This is a genomic window from Pseudomonas sp. GD03842 (genome assembly GCF_029841165.1).
GTDB lineage: Bacteria > Pseudomonadota > Gammaproteobacteria > Pseudomonadales > Pseudomonadaceae > Aquipseudomonas.
The window spans coordinates 243,774-259,410 of the sequence record NZ_JAOCEA010000006.1; the positions used below are offsets into that span (position 1 = coordinate 243,774).

The 15,637-nt window shown below is 56.8% G+C and carries 13 protein-coding genes and 1 pseudogene; 11 read left to right on the plus strand and 3 right to left on the minus strand.

The genetic code is table 11. The annotated features are described in order from the left end of the window. Positions 1 to 254: 254 nt before the first annotated feature. The 6 genes and pseudogenes from N5D61_RS11195 (at position 255) to N5D61_RS11220 (ending at position 7,674) form a co-directional block, all read left to right on the plus strand. Positions 255 to 557, plus strand: a complete 303-nt coding sequence (locus N5D61_RS11195; protein WP_279892650.1) for an antibiotic biosynthesis monooxygenase — start codon at positions 255 to 257, stop codon at positions 555 to 557. Between the two features lie 353 nt (positions 558 to 910). After that, a complete protein-coding gene (locus N5D61_RS11200) occupies positions 911 to 1,456 on the plus strand; it encodes a redoxin domain-containing protein (protein WP_279892651.1) in 546 nt (181 codons plus the stop codon). Between the two features lie 8 nt (positions 1,457 to 1,464). After that, complete coding sequence (locus tag N5D61_RS11205) at positions 1,465 to 2,004, plus strand: DsbA family protein (protein WP_279892653.1); 540 nt, start codon at positions 1,465 to 1,467, stop codon at positions 2,002 to 2,004. A gap of 282 nt (positions 2,005 to 2,286) precedes the next feature. Beyond that, positions 2,287 to 5,042: pseudogene (locus N5D61_RS11210) on the plus strand (AAA family ATPase). Positions 5,043 to 5,275: 233 nt separating this feature from the next. Beyond that, positions 5,276 to 7,039 (plus strand): monovalent cation:proton antiporter-2 (CPA2) family protein, encoded by a 1,764-nt coding sequence (locus tag N5D61_RS11215; RefSeq protein ID WP_279892739.1) that lies wholly within the window; start codon positions 5,276 to 5,278, stop codon positions 7,037 to 7,039. Positions 7,040 to 7,173: 134 nt separating this feature from the next. Beyond that, positions 7,174 to 7,674 (plus strand): phosphate-starvation-inducible PsiE family protein, encoded by a 501-nt coding sequence (locus tag N5D61_RS11220; protein WP_279892654.1) that lies wholly within the window; start codon positions 7,174 to 7,176, stop codon positions 7,672 to 7,674. Between the two features lie 85 nt (positions 7,675 to 7,759). On the opposite strand, the gene N5D61_RS11225 is transcribed toward N5D61_RS11220, so the two are convergent. Then, positions 7,760 to 8,620, minus strand: coding sequence for a LysR family transcriptional regulator (locus N5D61_RS11225; protein ID WP_279892656.1), 861 nt, complete (start codon positions 8,618 to 8,620; stop codon positions 7,760 to 7,762). 200 nt (positions 8,621 to 8,820) lie between these two features. On the opposite strand from N5D61_RS11225, the gene gloA reads away from it, so the two are divergent. Further along, positions 8,821 to 9,216, plus strand: coding sequence for a lactoylglutathione lyase (gene gloA / locus N5D61_RS11230; protein WP_108238970.1), 396 nt, complete (start codon positions 8,821 to 8,823; stop codon positions 9,214 to 9,216). Between the two features lie 257 nt (positions 9,217 to 9,473). Here gloA and N5D61_RS11235 read toward each other — a convergent pair whose 3' ends face one another. After that, on the minus strand, positions 9,474 to 10,361 hold the full coding sequence (locus N5D61_RS11235; RefSeq protein WP_146749632.1) for a LysR family transcriptional regulator: 888 nt from the start codon (positions 10,359 to 10,361) through the stop codon (positions 9,474 to 9,476). Between the two features lie 101 nt (positions 10,362 to 10,462). Between N5D61_RS11235 and N5D61_RS11240 the strand changes: the two genes are divergently transcribed. The 3 genes from N5D61_RS11240 (at position 10,463) to N5D61_RS11250 (ending at position 13,011) form a co-directional block, all read left to right on the plus strand. Beyond that, positions 10,463 to 11,461: a zinc-dependent alcohol dehydrogenase family protein gene (locus N5D61_RS11240; protein WP_279892660.1), complete on the plus strand. Its 999-nt coding sequence runs from the start codon at positions 10,463 to 10,465 to the stop codon at positions 11,459 to 11,461. 226 nt (positions 11,462 to 11,687) lie between these two features. Continuing rightward, positions 11,688 to 11,981, plus strand: coding sequence for a putative quinol monooxygenase (locus N5D61_RS11245; protein WP_279892661.1), 294 nt, complete (start codon positions 11,688 to 11,690; stop codon positions 11,979 to 11,981). Positions 11,982 to 11,991: 10 nt separating this feature from the next. Continuing rightward, complete coding sequence (locus tag N5D61_RS11250; RefSeq protein ID WP_108238974.1) at positions 11,992 to 13,011, plus strand: zinc-binding alcohol dehydrogenase family protein; 1,020 nt, start codon at positions 11,992 to 11,994, stop codon at positions 13,009 to 13,011. Positions 13,012 to 13,499: 488 nt separating this feature from the next. Here N5D61_RS11250 and rclC read toward each other — a convergent pair whose 3' ends face one another. Next, the gene (gene rclC / locus N5D61_RS11255) at positions 13,500 to 14,111 is read right to left on the minus strand and encodes a reactive chlorine resistance membrane protein RclC (protein WP_279892663.1); all 612 of its coding nucleotides are present in this window, start codon (positions 14,109 to 14,111) and stop codon (positions 13,500 to 13,502) included. Positions 14,112 to 15,077: 966 nt separating this feature from the next. Here rclC and N5D61_RS11260 point away from each other — a divergent pair. Further along, positions 15,078 to 15,614: a YbaK/EbsC family protein gene (locus N5D61_RS11260; RefSeq protein ID WP_279892665.1), complete on the plus strand. Its 537-nt coding sequence runs from the start codon at positions 15,078 to 15,080 to the stop codon at positions 15,612 to 15,614. The last annotated feature ends 23 nt before the right edge of the window (positions 15,615 to 15,637 follow it).

Here is a 15,637-nt window from a genome sequence, read left to right on the forward strand (position 1 = left end):
TCTGACCTGTCGGGTGAGAATTGGCGACGGTTTGAAGCCGTTGCTTGCGATCGACCGCTTCTAACCGAGCGATTGCGTGCGGAGGCTGCCGATCTTGAGCGTGCGCTTCTGGCCGCTTGCTCCGTCGGCAACATGACTCGACGTTGGTTTCCCTGCCCGCGACGTTGGACCTTACTGACGACTTGGCGAATATTCCGTTGGGCTTACCGGAAAGCATGGCGCATGATGACTGGTCGTAGAAGAGGAGACACGTCATGGTCAACGTAGCGTTGTTCGTTCGTCTCGAAGCAAAACCCGGGAAAGAGAAAGAGGTGGAGCGTTTTTTAATGAGTGGTCTCGCTATCGTGGAGGAGGAGCCAGCCACCACGGCCTGGTTCGCCATCCGCTTGGGGCCTTCCACCTTTGGCATCTTTGACGCCTTCCCGGATGAAGCAGGCCGACAGGCTCATCTTTCGGGAAAGGTCGCCGCCGCGCTTATGGCAAAGGCTGCTGAATTGTTTGCCGAACCGCCGTCAATCGAGAAGGTTGACGTCCTTGCGGCTAAGCTGCCCGGCTAAGCACGCTCGACAAGGCACTCCAACTCGTCCCTGCCACTTTTTACGCGGCGGAGTTCGGACGTACCGCAGGTCTCTTTTCGGTCGGCAGGTGCCAACAGCGACTATAGTCATGGGTGCACCAGATCAGATCAGCCATTGTGCTGCCAACCTGACCTCAACCCCCATTCCGCAAAAGCACGGCGGACCTCCTCGTGCTTGTCGATGCGGCCCCTAACCTCGCAGCCGAAGACACTCAGGCTTGTATCGAGGCATCTTCGCCATTTTTGAATCCCTTGACGGTGGATGGAGTGATCCCGCCGGGTGAGTCGTATCCGGCTGAGCAGAACCCACCTCCACCTATCAGGGCTCAAGCAATGAACACCTCAGCATTGGATGATGCAAAAGAAACGACCGACAGCCTGATTCAAGAACCCCTTTCAGCCAGCACTGTCGCTCCCGATTTCTCCCTGTACGCGACCCCCGATCAGCGGCTGTCCCTGCACGAGCTGAAGGGAAGTCCCGTCATACTGGCGTTCTATCCCGCCGACTGGAGCTCGGTGTGTGGCGACCAACTGACTTTGTACAACCAGGTGCTCCCCACATTCAGAGAGTACGGCGCGACGCTGTTGGGTATTTCCGTCGACAGCGCCTGGTGTCATCAGGCCTTCGTCAAAGATCGTGGTTTTCACTTCAGCCTGCTTGCCGATTTCGAGCCCAAAGGGGCAGTGGCGCGACAGTATGGTGCGTACGATGCCCACCTTGGAGTGTGTAAGCGAGCGTTGTTCGTGATTGACAAGGAGGGGGTGATCGCCTGGAGCTACGTTTCACCGATGGCAATCAACCCTGGAGCGGACGGCATTCTGGATGCGCTGGATGCTCTTTCGGATTCCCCACACAGCACGCCCACCCACCACCAGTAGGTGATCATATGGCCACTCTCAAAGTCCCGGTAACTGCAAACGATCATCGCCAGGGAAGGGCGGATGCCAAGGTCACACTGGTGGAATATGGTGACTATGAATGCCCCTATTGCGGTTTGGCGTACTGGGTCGTCAAGAAGCTGCAGCAGCATTTTGGCGGGGACCTGTTGCTTGTGTTCCGCAACTTTCCACTGACCACCGCTCACCCGCATGCGCTGAGCGCAGCTGTCACCGCGGAATACGCCGGAAGTCGAGGGTTCTTTTGGGAGGCCCACGACGAGTTGTATGAACATCAGGATCGATTGGGTCTGCCGTTGTATGACGCCATCACGCTGAGACACGGCCTTTCCAGCGATGAGCTCGCGGTTGCCATGCAAACCGATATCTACCTGCCCAAAATACAATCCGATTTCAATGGCGGCGTCCGTAGCGGGGTAAACGGCACGCCCGCATTTTACATCGACGGCCTCCGTTATGACGGGCCACCCGAGGTCACCGAGATGAGTCAGGCGATCAAGCTTGCCTCAATGCGAGGGCTCAATCGCTAGAGAGCACGTGGGTGGATAGGTGACGACAGGTCATTTTGTCAACGAGCTGTCTTGGGGGTCGTTCGTCGGTAATCGGGTCGACGAGGCGCACATTGATGAGATCGCGACTATGTTGATCGGGTGGCGTCGCTTCCCAGGGCCGCCATTCCCTCCCACGCAATCGTCTTCCCGACCACGCTCAGCGTATTGCTGGTCTCATGCCCCTGTTTCTTGAGCATCGCTTACGGGCACGTAGATCCATCTGTATGAGTCCGTGTTATCCATTTTTGGAGACAACTCATCATGGCTACTCTCTGTGAAATATGTAATGCCAGACCGGCCGTCGCGCGAGTGACTGTATCGCAAAATGGCCAGGCCAGAACGATGTCCATTTGCGACCACGATTACCGTCGACTTTTACGCCATCAAAGCATGTTGAATCCCTTCGACTCTTTGCTGGGCGGCGGCGTGTCACGCTTTTTCGACAGCATGGGAGGTGCAGCGGACCCGGGAGGGGACGAATTCAGGCTCTCGGCGCATGTGCCTCGCGAATCTGTCGATGCAACCGATGCCTTCAGCTCCCAGACCCTGGAAATCCTGCAACGCGCTGCAGAGAAAGCCCATGAGTTGAACCGCAGCGAGCTCGACACCGAGCACCTGTTGTATGTGCTTGCCGACACCGACGTTGGCACCGCCTTGCTCAAGGAATTGAAGCTTTCAGCCGACGACATCAAAGGCTACATCGATCAACACGCTCAAAGGGGCGCAGCGGAGGCGCAGGCCCCGGTGGATCAGATGAGCATCTCGCCTCGCCTGAAAAAAGTGTTCAATTTTGCATTCCAGGCATCTCGTGAGTTAGGGCACTCGTACGTTGGGCCCGAGCATCTATTGATCGGGCTTTCCTCGGTGCCCGAAAGCATCGCCGGAACGCTGCTCAAAAAATACGGCGTAACCCCTGAGGCCTTGCGGCAGAAGGTGGTCAAGGTGGTGGGCAAGGGGGCTGAGGACGGGAGGGTCGATACCCCGACGGGAACACCGACGCTCGACAAGTTCGGTCGCGACCTGACGTCATTGGCTCGCGAGGGCAAGCTGGATCCCGTATTGGGCCGCGCGCAGGAAATCGAAAATACCATCGAGGTGCTCGCCCGCCGCAGGAAGAACAATCCGGTCCTGATCGGCGAACCCGGCGTCGGTAAGACAGCCATTGTCGAAGGGCTTGCACAGCGCATAGTCAAGGGCGATGTCCCGGAAATTCTACGTGGCAGACGGCTGGTTGAAGTCAACCTGAACTCAATGGTCGCGGGCTCCAAATACCGGGGCGAGTTCGAGGAACGCGCCAAGCAACTGCTCGATGAAGTGGCTGCAAAGAGCTCGGAGCTGATTCTGTTCATCGACGAGCTGCACACGATTGTGGGCGCGGGGCAGGGAGGCGAAGAGGGCGGCCTGGATATTGCCAACGTATTGAAACCCGCCCTGGCGCGCGGAGAGCTCAGCCTGATCGGTGCGACGACGCTCAATGAGTACCAAAAGCACATCGAAAAAGATGCGGCGCTCGAAAGGCGTTTTCAGCATGTCCTGATAGCCGAGCCCACCGTAGAACAGACCATCGTTATCCTGCGTGGGCTGCGGGACAAGCTTGAGGCGCATCATCAGGTGACGTTCGCCGACGAAGCATTCGTGGCCGCCGCGGAACTGTCGGACCGTTACATCACCTCGCGCTTTCTGCCGGACAAGGCCATCGACCTGATCGACCAGGCCGCGGCCCGCGTGCGCATCAGCGCCTCCTCAAGGCCTGCTGGGATTCAGGAACTGGAAGCGGAAATCACCCAGCTCAAACGCGAACAGGACTATTCATCCTCGCGCAAACGCTTGATGAATCCAAAGGCTTCGAAGAGCGCATCGGTCAAAAACAAGCCCAGTTAGGAGAGGAGACAGAGGCCTGGGAGCGCAAGACGGGTTCCGAAACCCTTGAGGTGACCCTTGAGTCGATTGCCGAAGTACTGTCCCGTCTGACGGGTATTCCGGTGACCGAACTCACCCAGGAAGAGCGTCAAAAGCTGCTGAACATGGAAGACACGTTGCGCGATCGGCTGGTAGGGCAGGAGGACGCCGTGCTGGCGGTCAGCGATGCCGTTCGTTTGTCTCGGGCCGGCCTTGGTCAGCCCAATCGACCCATTGCCACGTTTCTTTTTCTTGGCCCGACCGGGGTCGGAAAAACCGAGCTGGCCAAGGCGTTGGCGGAAACGGTGTTTGGTGACGAGCAATCGATCATTCGGATCGACATGTCGGAGTACATGGAGCGTCATGCGGTGGCCCGGTTGATCGGCGCCCCGCCCGGTTATGTCGGATACGACGAAGGCGGTCAGTTGACAGAGCGCGTCCGCCGCAAGCCCTACAGCGTGATTTTGCTCGACGAGATTGAGAAGGCGCACCCCGATGTGAGCAACGTATTGCTGCAGGTGTTCGATGATGGTCGTCTCACGGACGGGAAGGGACGCGTTGTGGACTTCAGCAATACGATCATCATCGCCACCAGCAATCTGGGCTCTTCCATCATCATGCAGAATCTTGAGCGGCCAGAAGATGATCGCCTTACGGATAAAGCGTTACGTGATGAGTTGATGGGCGTCTTGAAAGGGCATTTCCGTCCCGAATTCCTGAACCGCATCGACGACATCATCGTGTTCCATGCCCTCACTCGGGACAACATCCGATCGATTGTGGGCATTCAGCTTGATCGGGTCATTCGAACCGCGGCTGCCCAAAACATCACGGTGAAAGTGGCTGACACGCTCATTGATCACCTGGCGGAGGTTGGCTATCAGCCCGAGTTTGGCGCGCGGGAGTTGAAACGTCAGATTCGCCAGACCGTCGAAACGCGTCTTGCCAAGGAAATGCTCGCCGGCAAGCTCCAGGGCGGCGACAGCGTTGAGCTGAGTTACGACACAACGCGTGACGAGGTGATGTTCAATAAGCTGGACGCGCCAGCGACCTCAGCAACTGTGAGTCCGCCTGATTGGCCTGATGATCGCGTGCCTGTGACGGGGACAGGGACTTAACGCAACCCACTCCCGTTATTGGGCAGCGGCGTTGTCGATCACGTCGTGAGATGAAGCATTGGCTCTTTGGACGCCTGGCCGAGCCCGGCGGACGACGATTCGGCTTGCTGCACGCTCCGGAGGGTGCCGGGTCCTGAAGCCTTTTTCAGGGCCGGGCACTTTTTTCATCGCTCTGTTCAGCACGCCTGCCTGCGGATGCCTTACGGTCCTGATGTGGGATGAGGGTCAATGCCATGGTCGCTGAAGGCAATGCAGGCCAACTATTCACTGTCGTCACTTTGCTCGCCGCTGCGGTGGTGGCAGTGCCATTGCTCAAGCGCATCGGACTCGGCTCAGTGGTCGGTTACCTGGCAGCGGGGCTGATCATTGGTCCCTTCGGGCTGCAACTGATCAACAACCCCCACACCATCATTGATATCGCCGAGCTGGGTGTGGCGATGTTTCTCTTTGTGATTGGCCTGGAGATGAAACCCTCGCATCTGTGGGATTTACGCCGGCAGATCTTTGGGTTGGGCAGCCTGCAGGTGCTGGTCTGTGCTGCGCTGCTCACCCTGGTGGGCATGGCCTTCGGGTTTCCATGGCAGGTCTCGTTCGTGAGCGCGGCGGGTTTTGTCCTGTCGTCCACGGCCATTGTTACCCAGGTGCTCTCCGAGCGCGGTGACATCACCGAGCCAAGGGGACAGCACATCGTGTCCATCTTGTTATTCGAAGACCTGATGATTGCGCCGTTACTGGCAGTAGTCGCCTTCCTGGCGCCCCCTGAATGGGCGCATGAACCTGCATCCCCTCTCTGGCAACGCGTCGGTATCGCCGCGCTCTCCCTGGGCGCATTAACCGCCATCGGTCTGTGGTTGCTCAATCCGATGTTTCGGGTATTGGCCCAGGCCAAAGCGCGCGAAGTCATGACGGCTGCGACGCTGCTGGTGGTGTTGGGCGCGGCGCTGCTGATGGAAGTTGGCGGTCTTTCAATGGCGATGGGCGCTTTCGTGGCGGGCGTGTTGCTGTCGGAGTCGACCTTCCGCCACCAGTTGGAGGCCGACATAGAACCGTTTCGTGGCCTGCTGCTGGGGTTGTTCTTCCTCGGTGTCGGCATGACGCTGGATCTGCAAGTCATGGCCAGAAACTGGGCACTCATCACCTCCGGCGTGCTCTCGCTGATGGCGGTCAAGGCGCTGTGTATTTATGGCGTCGCTCGCTTCGCGAAAAGCAGCCATAGCGACGCACTGGATCGCGCCATGCTGATGGCACAGGGGGGCGAGTTTGCGTTTGTATTGTTTGCCGAGGCACTCAAACTCAGGGTCATCAGTGCGGAAGTCAACGCTAACATGACCGCTATCGTCGTGCTGTCCATGGCGCTTACCCCCGTGACGCTGCTGCTGTCTCGACGGTTGGCTCCCGCGCGACCCGTTTCCCTGGACGGGGTGGAGGCCGCACACAATCTGCGATGCAATGTGCTCATCATCGGTTTTGGGCGTGTAGGGCAGATTGCCTGCCAGGCGCCGCTCTCCCAGGGGGCGAACATTTCCATCATTGATATCGATCCGGAGGTCATCCGCGCCGTGACACCGTATGGGTTCAAGGTCTATTACGGCGACGGCGCGCGCCATGAAATCCTGCACGCGGCCGGGGCGCATCACGCTCGCGCCATCATTGTCTGTGTGGATGACAAAAAAGCAGCGACACGCATTGTCGAAAGCACGCGGCACTACTGCCCGCACGTGAAACTGGTGGTGCGGGCCTTTGACCGTGAACACGCGCTCGAGCTGATCAAACACAATGCGGGCTACATTGTGCGAGAGACGTTTGAAGCTGCCCTGTTGCTCGGTCGTCAGGCAGTGTTGACGCTCGGTGCGTCTGAGCGAGAAGCCGACGCATTGGTCGACGAAGTTCGCAAACGCGATGCCGAACGCTTTGCGCTGGAGACAGCGGGCGGCCTGTTTGCCGGCCGTGCGCTGGTGCTGGGAAATATTGATCGCATCGATCCGCCGAGCGGATAGCGCATCGAGATCACTAGGATTGTTTCCGATGTACCCCTGAAACTCTGCTTGACTCAACCCTCCGGCGCGCTGGATCAGCGGCTACAGGCGAGCCATGCCGACGGCTAAAACCACACGAGCTGGAGAAAAAACTAATGAATAATCCGGACCCCTCAGCGCCACTGCCTTCGAGGTCGACGTTCAAAAACCTTCGTGTCCAGTGGTCACTGATGAACGCCTATGAGCGATTCGAGCAAATCATCGTGCTGGCGCTCGGTGTGATCATCTCGTGCGTCATCGTCATTGCTTTGATCCAGCTCTACAGACGAGTGCTGCCGCTGGTGGTGGGGGGCGCGATTGATCCCTTGGATCACGGCGACTTCCAGGTACTCTTCGGTTCGATATTCACCGTGTTGATCGCTCTGGAGTTCAAGCACTCCATCATTCGTCCAGCGTTCAGGCAAGGCAGCATCGTACAACTGCGGACAGTGATTCTGATCGCGCTCCTGGCCTTGAGCCGCAAGTTCGTGATTCTTGATTCGGCTTCGACGCCGGCTGCCACCATCGCTGCAATGGGGTTTGCAACGCTGGTCTTGGGTATCATCTTTTGGTTGTTTAGCAAACAGGGCAGATTGTCGGAGGAAAAAAAGTCGTGACACTCAGCCCTGCTTCGTCAGGGCGTGTCGACCACGCCCCAGCACAAGACGCCGTGGGGGTTTGACGGGTAAGGCGTGGTTGCCATTAATCACCCTGACGGTCGATGACCTCAATGAAATTTCTGATCAGGGGGGACTGCTGGTTCTTTCTCCAGACGAAGTAGATATCGCTTGAGTCCAGACTGGGCGCCTGGTCAGCCTGAAACGTGTGCGCCTGACTGGCAAAACGATCCACGTAACTCTCCGGTACACAGGCGAAACCTATGCCTTGCGCGATACAGGCGAAGATGGTCGGATACGATTCGATTTCCAGAATAGCCCTAGGCTGGATGCCGCTGCTTTCCAACCAGTCATCGACCTGTTGTCTGTAGTGGCATGTGCGACCGAATACATACAGTTCGAGCCCCGACAGGTCTTGAGGCGTGGGCGGGGAAAGCGATTTGGGCACTACTCTGAGCAAGCGCTCACGAAACGCTAATCGGCTATCCAGCAAGGGATGCTGGATCGGGCCGTCAGTAAGAATCAAATCAAGCTCGCCATCCATCAAAAGCCGCTCAAGGAATAGCGAGTGCTCCGGGCGAATGTGAACTTCGACCCCCGGTGCCTCAAGGCGATAGCGAACCAGGCGTTCTGGTAAATGATTGGCCAGCGCTACATCGAGCGCTCCGACGCGAAGCACTCCCTGGATGGAATCGTTTGAGAAGAGCGAGCGCGTTTCAGCTGCCAGGTCAATGAGCTGTTTGGCTTTCCGGTAGACCAGCCTGCCCTCGGGAGTGACCAGCAATCGGTTGTTTTCGCGGTTGAACAAAACGACGCCAAGTTGACTTTCGAGCTCTCGCAGTCTGGCCGTGATGTTCGAGGGCACACAGTGCAGCGATGCGGCGGCGGCGGCTATCGTGCCGTGCTCGACGACGGCGCAAAAAAAGCCGAGCTGCGAAAGCTTCAAAAGAATCTCCTTTTATGATGGTCTGGCTCACATCTAGTCACTTTTAGTGATTGAGTGGGCAGCTTAACATTCTCCCATCAAGGGCTTCCAGCGTTGAACAGCCTGGCTGTTTGCGCAGAAATAGGCCTGGAATCGGGCCACGAGAAGCCTTTCAAGAGATGTTGGCCATGCAATGGGCCAACGCTGCCGTGGAGAAATAGATGCGCATACTGCATACCATGTTGCGTGTAGTGGACCTGGACAAATCCATTCACTTCTACACGAGGCTGCTTGGCATGAGCCTCTTGAGACGCAAAGACTATCCAGAGGGCAAGTTCACACTGGCTTTCCTGGGTTATGGTCCGGAGACCGAGACGGTTGCATTGGAGCTGACGCGAAACTGGGGTCAACACAGCTACGAGCTCGGGGATGCTTACGGGCATGTCGCTATCGAGGTTGAAGATGCGGAAGCGTTATGCAGCCGTGCTGCGATCATGGGATATCGCGTTCCGCGACCTGCAGGTGTTATGAAACATGGGCGCACGATCATCGCGTTCATCGAGGACCCCAATGGCTATAAGGTTGAGTTGATTCAAAAAGGTACACAATTCGACTGAACGGGCGCCCCGATCGCGCGAATACGATCATTGACGTCCACCCATCATCATTCTCATTTTGAGGGGCTTGAAGTTTGAAGGCCTTTGCCGGATGAACGGATACGGTGGACAGGATGCACTCTGATCTGCTGCAGCTTTATGTGAAAGCGACGCCCCTGTCCGGGGGCAACGAACCTGATTGATCTGCAGTTCAACTGACACGTTCCGGCTTCTTACACCATCCGGCGGGTTTCATCGTGCCGGCACGGTTGCTTTCTTCAAACGGGGTGGGTCGCGACCCACTCTTTGAGATGAGCAACAAAGCTGAGCACAGTCGGAGAGATGTTCTCTCTTGAAGGGTAGACCGCATACATTCCCACCGGCGCCTCAATGGTCCAATCGGACAACGCCTCGACCAGTGCTCCTGAATCGAGATCATCTCGGACGTGCCAGTCCATGAGCAGCGCTACGCCGTGCCCATCTATCGCCATCTGGCGAACCACTTCCCCAAGACTGGATGAAAACCGTTTGCGTATTTTGCAGGTTTTTTTGATGCCTCCGCGGGACATCGCCCAACTGGAATCCTTTCCGATGATGAGGCCATCCAGTGTGGCCAACTCCTTTGGCGAGACAGGCATGCCCTGTTTTTCCCAATACTGGGGAGCGGCGCAAATCAGGCGTCGGGAATCAGCAATTCTTTGCGCAATCAGGGACGAATCGGCCATCACGCCGTGTCGAATCGCGAGATCGGTACCATGGGCAGCCAGATCAACCAGTTGATCCGTCGGATGGAGGTCAACGATGACACCAGGGTAGCGTTTGAGATAGCTGCTCACGACGCTCGATAAATAAGCTTGGGCGAATGTCGCGGAAGCGGTGACGCGCAGATGACCGGTCATCTCAGTCTTTTGAAAGAATCCTCGCTCGGCCTTCTCGACACTTTCGAGGATGCTCAAGGCATGCTGATACAGCTTCTCGCCGTCCGAAGTGGGGCTGAGTTTGCGGGTGGTGCGGTTAAAAAGTCTCCGACCGACGCTGTCTTCAAGGGCCAGAAGACGCTTACTTCCACCTGCAGCCGTCATCCCCAGTCGTTCGGCAGCCGCTCGGATTGAGCCCTCCTCGAAAACGGCAGTAAACAAACGTAACTCATCGATGGAATCCAGCACGATTACCAACCAAAAGGACCGAAAGATTCAACGATCTTAGCGTATTTATCCTGTTTTATTGATGATAATTTATTCGCCTACAGTTCCTCGGAGTCAAGCACTTGAAAGCCATAGTGATAAATCAGCATGGTGGCTCGGACCTCTTCGTCGAAATTCAGACGGACGATCCCGTTGCGCGAGCGGGGCATGTGATTGTCGACGTGCGGGCGACAAGCGTGAATCCAGTGGACACGAAAATTCGTCGAGGCAGCGAAGGTACGGCCGGTCTGACGTTTCCGGCTATTCTTCACATTGACGTTTCAGGGGTGGTCCGCTCCGTCGGCGCTGGCGTAACGCGCTTCAACCCAGGCGATGAAGTCTACGGTTGTTTCGGCGGCATCGTGGGGATTCCCGGCGCGTTGGCAGATCAGATGGAAGTCGATGCCCAGATGCTCGCGCTAAAGCCCAAGTCGCTCTCGTTTGGCGAAGCAGCAAGCTTGCCGCTCGTGGCAATTACGGCATGGGAGGCGCTGATCGACCGTGCTTCGATCAAACCCAATGACAACGTCCTTGTACATGGCGGCACCGGTGGTGTCGGGCACATAGGCATCCAGTTGGCCAAGGTCCTGGGAGCCAGGGTATCGACGACGGTTTCCACGCAGGTAAAAGCGGATATAGCCCGTCGATTGGGCGCCGATGACATTATTTTTTATGCCACCGAGACGCCTCAGGAATACAGTCAGCGAATCACCGGAGGACAGGGGTTCGATACGGTCTTCGATACCCTGGGCGGCGAGGTCTTACAGAATTCCCTCAAGGCCGCGAAGCTCAAGGGTCATGTCGTCTCGATCATCGGTTACGACACTTACGATCTGACCGAAATGCACTTCAAGGCATTGAGACTCGACTTGGTATTCATGGCTGTCTCGATCATTCACAACCAAGGCCGCAAGCACCATGGGGAGATCCTGGAAAGACTGGCTGCCTTGGTTGATCGCGGCTTGGTCAAGCCTCTGATCGATGAGCGCCATGATTTCACTGCAGCGGGTGTCAGTGCCGCACATGCTCGCCTGGAGTCAGGTCGCGCGATTGGCAAAGTCGTCATTGAGCGAAAGGCTTGATCGCGCCCACACAGGTTCGCGTCCACAGCGCCTGGAACACGGTGATTCAACTCTTCTCCAGCCATGAGGTCATGCCTGCCGTGTCCATGGTCTGGATTTCGACCAGGCAGGCACCTCGCAATACCCCGGATTCAAGTTTGTCGGCCCCACGGCCGCCAGCGGGGTTATCGTCGATAAAGCCGTGCCAGCCAGCGCGCTCTTTTTCTAACGCCCATCAGGAGGTTTGATGACCACCCCTCTGACACTGATTGCCACTTTGATCGCCAAGGGCGGACTTGACGGCGAGCTGGAGCAGACGCTGCAGGGCCTGCAAGGCCCGAGCCGAGCCGAAGCGGACTGCATCCAGTACGACTTCCATCGTGATGCCGAGCAGCCTCGCACCTTCCATATGATCGAACAGTGGCGCACTGAAGCGGCGCTGACGGCACACGAAGCGACACCGCATTTTCAGGCAGCGCTCCCTATCATCGAGCGTGCTGCTGAAAAGCTCACCTTCACAAAAATGTATCGCATCTCCTGAGGTCCTTCGAATGAAAGCCATTGCACACTTCAAATGCCTGCCTATCGAACATCCCGATGCCTTGGTGGAGATCGATATGACCGAGCCAGTGCCGAAGCCGCGCGACTTGCTCGTAGAGGTGAAAGCCGTATCGGTCAATCCTGTCGATACCAAGGTGCGACAGGGCTACGTACCGCATGAAGACGAAAGCCAGCCCCGTATCCTCGGATGGGATGCTGCCGGCGTGGTCAAGTCGGTTGGCAGCGACGTGACGCTGTTCAAGCCGGGTGACAGGGTCTGGTACGCCGGGTCGTTGATCCGCCCAGGCAGCAACAGCGAGCTGCAACTCGTGGACGAGCGTATCGTCGGTTCGATGCCCCAGTCGCTGGATTTCAGCCACGCGGCGGCATTGCCACTGACTTCCCTGACCGCTTGGGAATTGCTGTTCGATCGCCTCGGTGTTGCGCGTGATACCACCGACCGGGGCGAAACCCTGCTCATCGTCGGCGCTGCGGGCGGGGTGGGTTCAATCCTGACTCAGTTGGCGCGTCAGCTGACTGGGCTGACAATCATCGGCACGGCTTCGCGCCCGGAAACCCAAGCCTGGGTCACCGAGCTGGGTGCGCATCACGTCATTGACCATACCAAGCCACTCAGCGAAGAGCTCAAGCGCATTGGCATCGGACAAGTCAGCTATGTCGCAAGTCTGACCCAGACTGATCGGCACTACGAGCAAATCATCGAATCTCTGAAGCCCCAGGGCAGGCTGGGCCTGATCGACGATCCGGCCACGCTTGACGTCGTACCGCTGAAGCGTAAGAGCCTGTCGTTGCACTGGGAACTGATGTATACCCGCTCGCTTTACGAAACCGAGGACATGCAGGAGCAGCACAACATCCTCAACGAGATTGCGCGGCACGTTGATTCGGGTCTCTTGCGCACCACGGTCGGCGATAACTACGGACGCCTCAGCGCAGAAAATCTCCGTCGTGCCCATGCGCTACTGGAAAGCGGCAAGGCGAAGGGCAAGATCGTTCTCGAAGGCTTCTAAGGGCTGCCACAGAGACGGTTCGGTAGTCTCTACCCGGAGCAACCGTGCGGTTGCTGGATTGATGACGTGGCGGCGGGGGCCATGAACCCCCGCTTTCACGCTTCCATCGATCAGATATCGGATGTCGATCTGCAATGGCATGGGCTCACCCGCCAGATCCCGAGTTGCCCCAGGGCTATTCATCGGACGGGTCGAGCTTATTGCCCAGGCAGTTCGCTGCCGTGGCGGTTGACGAAGCGCAGGCCTGGTTCCCTTGGTTGTCCGTCAGCCGCTGGAGCATCCGCTGATCGTGTAATCGAGAGTATGAACCAGGCCCTCGGAGTCCTTGTACACCAGGTGCATCGGTACGAGGCCACAACGGCCGTCGTCAGTGGTCTGGCTGATGACTTGGACAATGTCCAGTGATCGTGCCGAGGTAGGCGAAGCCTCCTGAGCGAAGGCATTCGCCGCGAAACATGCAAAGACGAGTGCAAGTGCGGAGGTTTTCGTCAGACGCTCTGAGCCTCGTAAGCCTGTCGAGCCGGTTTTTCCTGAAGCAGTTGGCGAGCCGAATCCGCAATCATGACCACCGCTCCCGCCAGCATCAGCACATCCTTGAGCACGAGCCGTCCACCTCCGGACAGATAGGGGAAGCCGAAGTCCGCATCTCCAAGGTTCGATACCCAGGCTTCGGGTGTGGTGATCAGGAATGACAGCGTCACCAGCGGCGTCAGAAATGCGAGAACGGAACCAACCATGCCCAGGCGTCTTGAGAAGGCGTACGACAGTACCAGCAGGCCAATCAGAATTTCGATTGTTCCCAAGCCGTCGGAGAACGCGTAGGTATGGTTGTCGGTCTGCCATTGGCGCTGCACGGGGTCGAGTTGGCCTTCGTGAGTCAGGTGAGCCTTGTACTGCTCGGGGTGTGCGTAGAAGAACGACATGAAAGGACTGTTGGCCACGAACGGCGTAATACTGTCGGCTTCGTACGGCACGAATTTCAGCGCGCCAATCCAGATGAAAATGATCGCGACCCCGATACGGATCAGATGTACGCCGAGTTTATCGAGCTGGGTTGCCTGGATTAGAAGCTTTTGAATCAGGGTATTGGGGGAGGTCATGATGATGAGCCCTTAAGTTGGTGTGGGCTCAGATTAAGGGGAGGGGCGAAGCCGATTATTCGCGATGGGATCATTTCTTTGTGCGATCTGCTCAATCTTGCCGTGGCTTTTTTCTTGAGGGTCGCTGACAGGGCTCAAACGAAAACCGCCGTCACCGAGGTGATAGCGGCCGTGCCGGAAAGTGCCAGAGCAGATCGTCGATCATGCGTCCCGCCTGATCGTTCTGTGCCTCCAGCGCAGCCTCGACTTCATCGTTTTTGCCCCGGAAATAGTCGTAGATCGCCCACAGGGAGTGGCACTCAGCGCTACCTACATCGATGCTGGACGCTTGAAGGAAGTGCTACCTGATTACACCTCAGGCGCACAAGGCGTGCATCTTGTCTATCACAGTCGCCGTCAACTGCCTCGTGCGGTATCGCGTTCATCGAATTCGCAGCAAACACCCTCAAGGAAATGGGGTTGATGGACCTCGGCCAGCGTAGCGGGAGAATCGCTTGATCTCCCGCTTGTGGGGCAGCCATCGACCCAAAGCGGACGCTCGGGTCGCAACCGCGGCTGTCCGGTTACTTTTCAGTAAGCGCGTGGTATTTGTCGCTCTGCCATGTGAACTCTGACGCGACTTGCGGAATGGGCCAACCTGAGGGGGGCGCTATGTCATCGCGATAAGCTAAGTAACTGGGAAACGCTCATTTTGAAAAAGCTGCATGTAGGCTGTTACCAATACGCGTCCCCACTCTGCAAGATTTCACCGGGCTGCTGAAATAAAAGACAGTGCTCCTATCAAAAAAACTGTGCAAAAAACCGTGTCATTCAGCGACTTTTAGCTGAGCTTGCTCAGTAGAGTCGCTTTTTAGGGAGGATGAGTTGAAATATCTAAAGGGTTCGGGGTATTTTGCTTCTGGCAGTGTTGTGCAATGTACATGGTTTCGGTGATGGGTCGTTAATTTCTTCGTCTTTGGAGCGGTTATGTATATCAGTGATTTGCAGTATTCGTCGCCTGCAATGTTCACTACTGAGTTGCAACGAAAGGTGTATGAGGTCTTAGAGATTTTAAAAATTCCATTTGTGCGCGTAAGTACTGATGCGGCTATTTCTATGAGTGATTGTAAGCTCATTGATGAAAAGCTAGACATGCAGATGGTTAAGACGCTTTTTCTGACCAATGCGCAGAAGAGCCGTTTCTATCTCTTTGTTACATGCGGCCAAAAAGCATTTGATTCTAAAGCTTTCAGCCAGGCACTAGGGTGCTCTCGCGTATCTTTCGCTCCAACAGGTTTCATGAAGGAAAAAATGGGCGTCACGGTGGGGGCTGCCACCGTCTTCTCAAAGCTTCTCGATGACGTTGACGCTGTGCAGGTCGTGCTGGATAAGGATGTAGTATCAAATCCTTGGTACGGTTGCAGTGATGGCACCACCACAGGCTATATGAAGCTCAGAACGCTGGACGTCGTCGAGACGTTTCTTAACCATATCAAGCATGTACCGAAGGTGATCACGGTTTGATCGTTACCTTTCGTCCACCTAAG

Bases quoted from the DNA above. Each gene is read 5' to 3' on its own strand.
- N5D61_RS11195 (WP_279892650.1), top strand. From the start codon at position 255: ATGGTCAACGTAGCGTTGTTCGTTCGTCTCGAAGCAAAACCCGGGAAA.
- N5D61_RS11200 (WP_279892651.1), top strand. From the start codon at position 911: ATGAACACCTCAGCATTGGATGATGCAAAAGAAACGACCGACAGCCTG.
- N5D61_RS11205 (WP_279892653.1), top strand. From the start codon at position 1,465: ATGGCCACTCTCAAAGTCCCGGTAACTGCAAACGATCATCGCCAGGGA.
- N5D61_RS11215 (WP_279892739.1), top strand. From the start codon at position 5,276: ATGGTCGCTGAAGGCAATGCAGGCCAACTATTCACTGTCGTCACTTTG.
- N5D61_RS11220 (WP_279892654.1), top strand. From the start codon at position 7,174: ATGAATAATCCGGACCCCTCAGCGCCACTGCCTTCGAGGTCGACGTTC.
- gloA (WP_108238970.1), top strand. From the start codon at position 8,821: ATGCGCATACTGCATACCATGTTGCGTGTAGTGGACCTGGACAAATCC.
- N5D61_RS11245 (WP_279892661.1), top strand. From the start codon at position 11,688: ATGACCACCCCTCTGACACTGATTGCCACTTTGATCGCCAAGGGCGGA.
- N5D61_RS11250 (WP_108238974.1), top strand. From the start codon at position 11,992: ATGAAAGCCATTGCACACTTCAAATGCCTGCCTATCGAACATCCCGAT.
- rclC (WP_279892663.1), bottom strand. From the start codon at position 14,111: ATGACCTCCCCCAATACCCTGATTCAAAAGCTTCTAATCCAGGCAACC.
- N5D61_RS11260 (WP_279892665.1), top strand. From the start codon at position 15,078: ATGTATATCAGTGATTTGCAGTATTCGTCGCCTGCAATGTTCACTACT.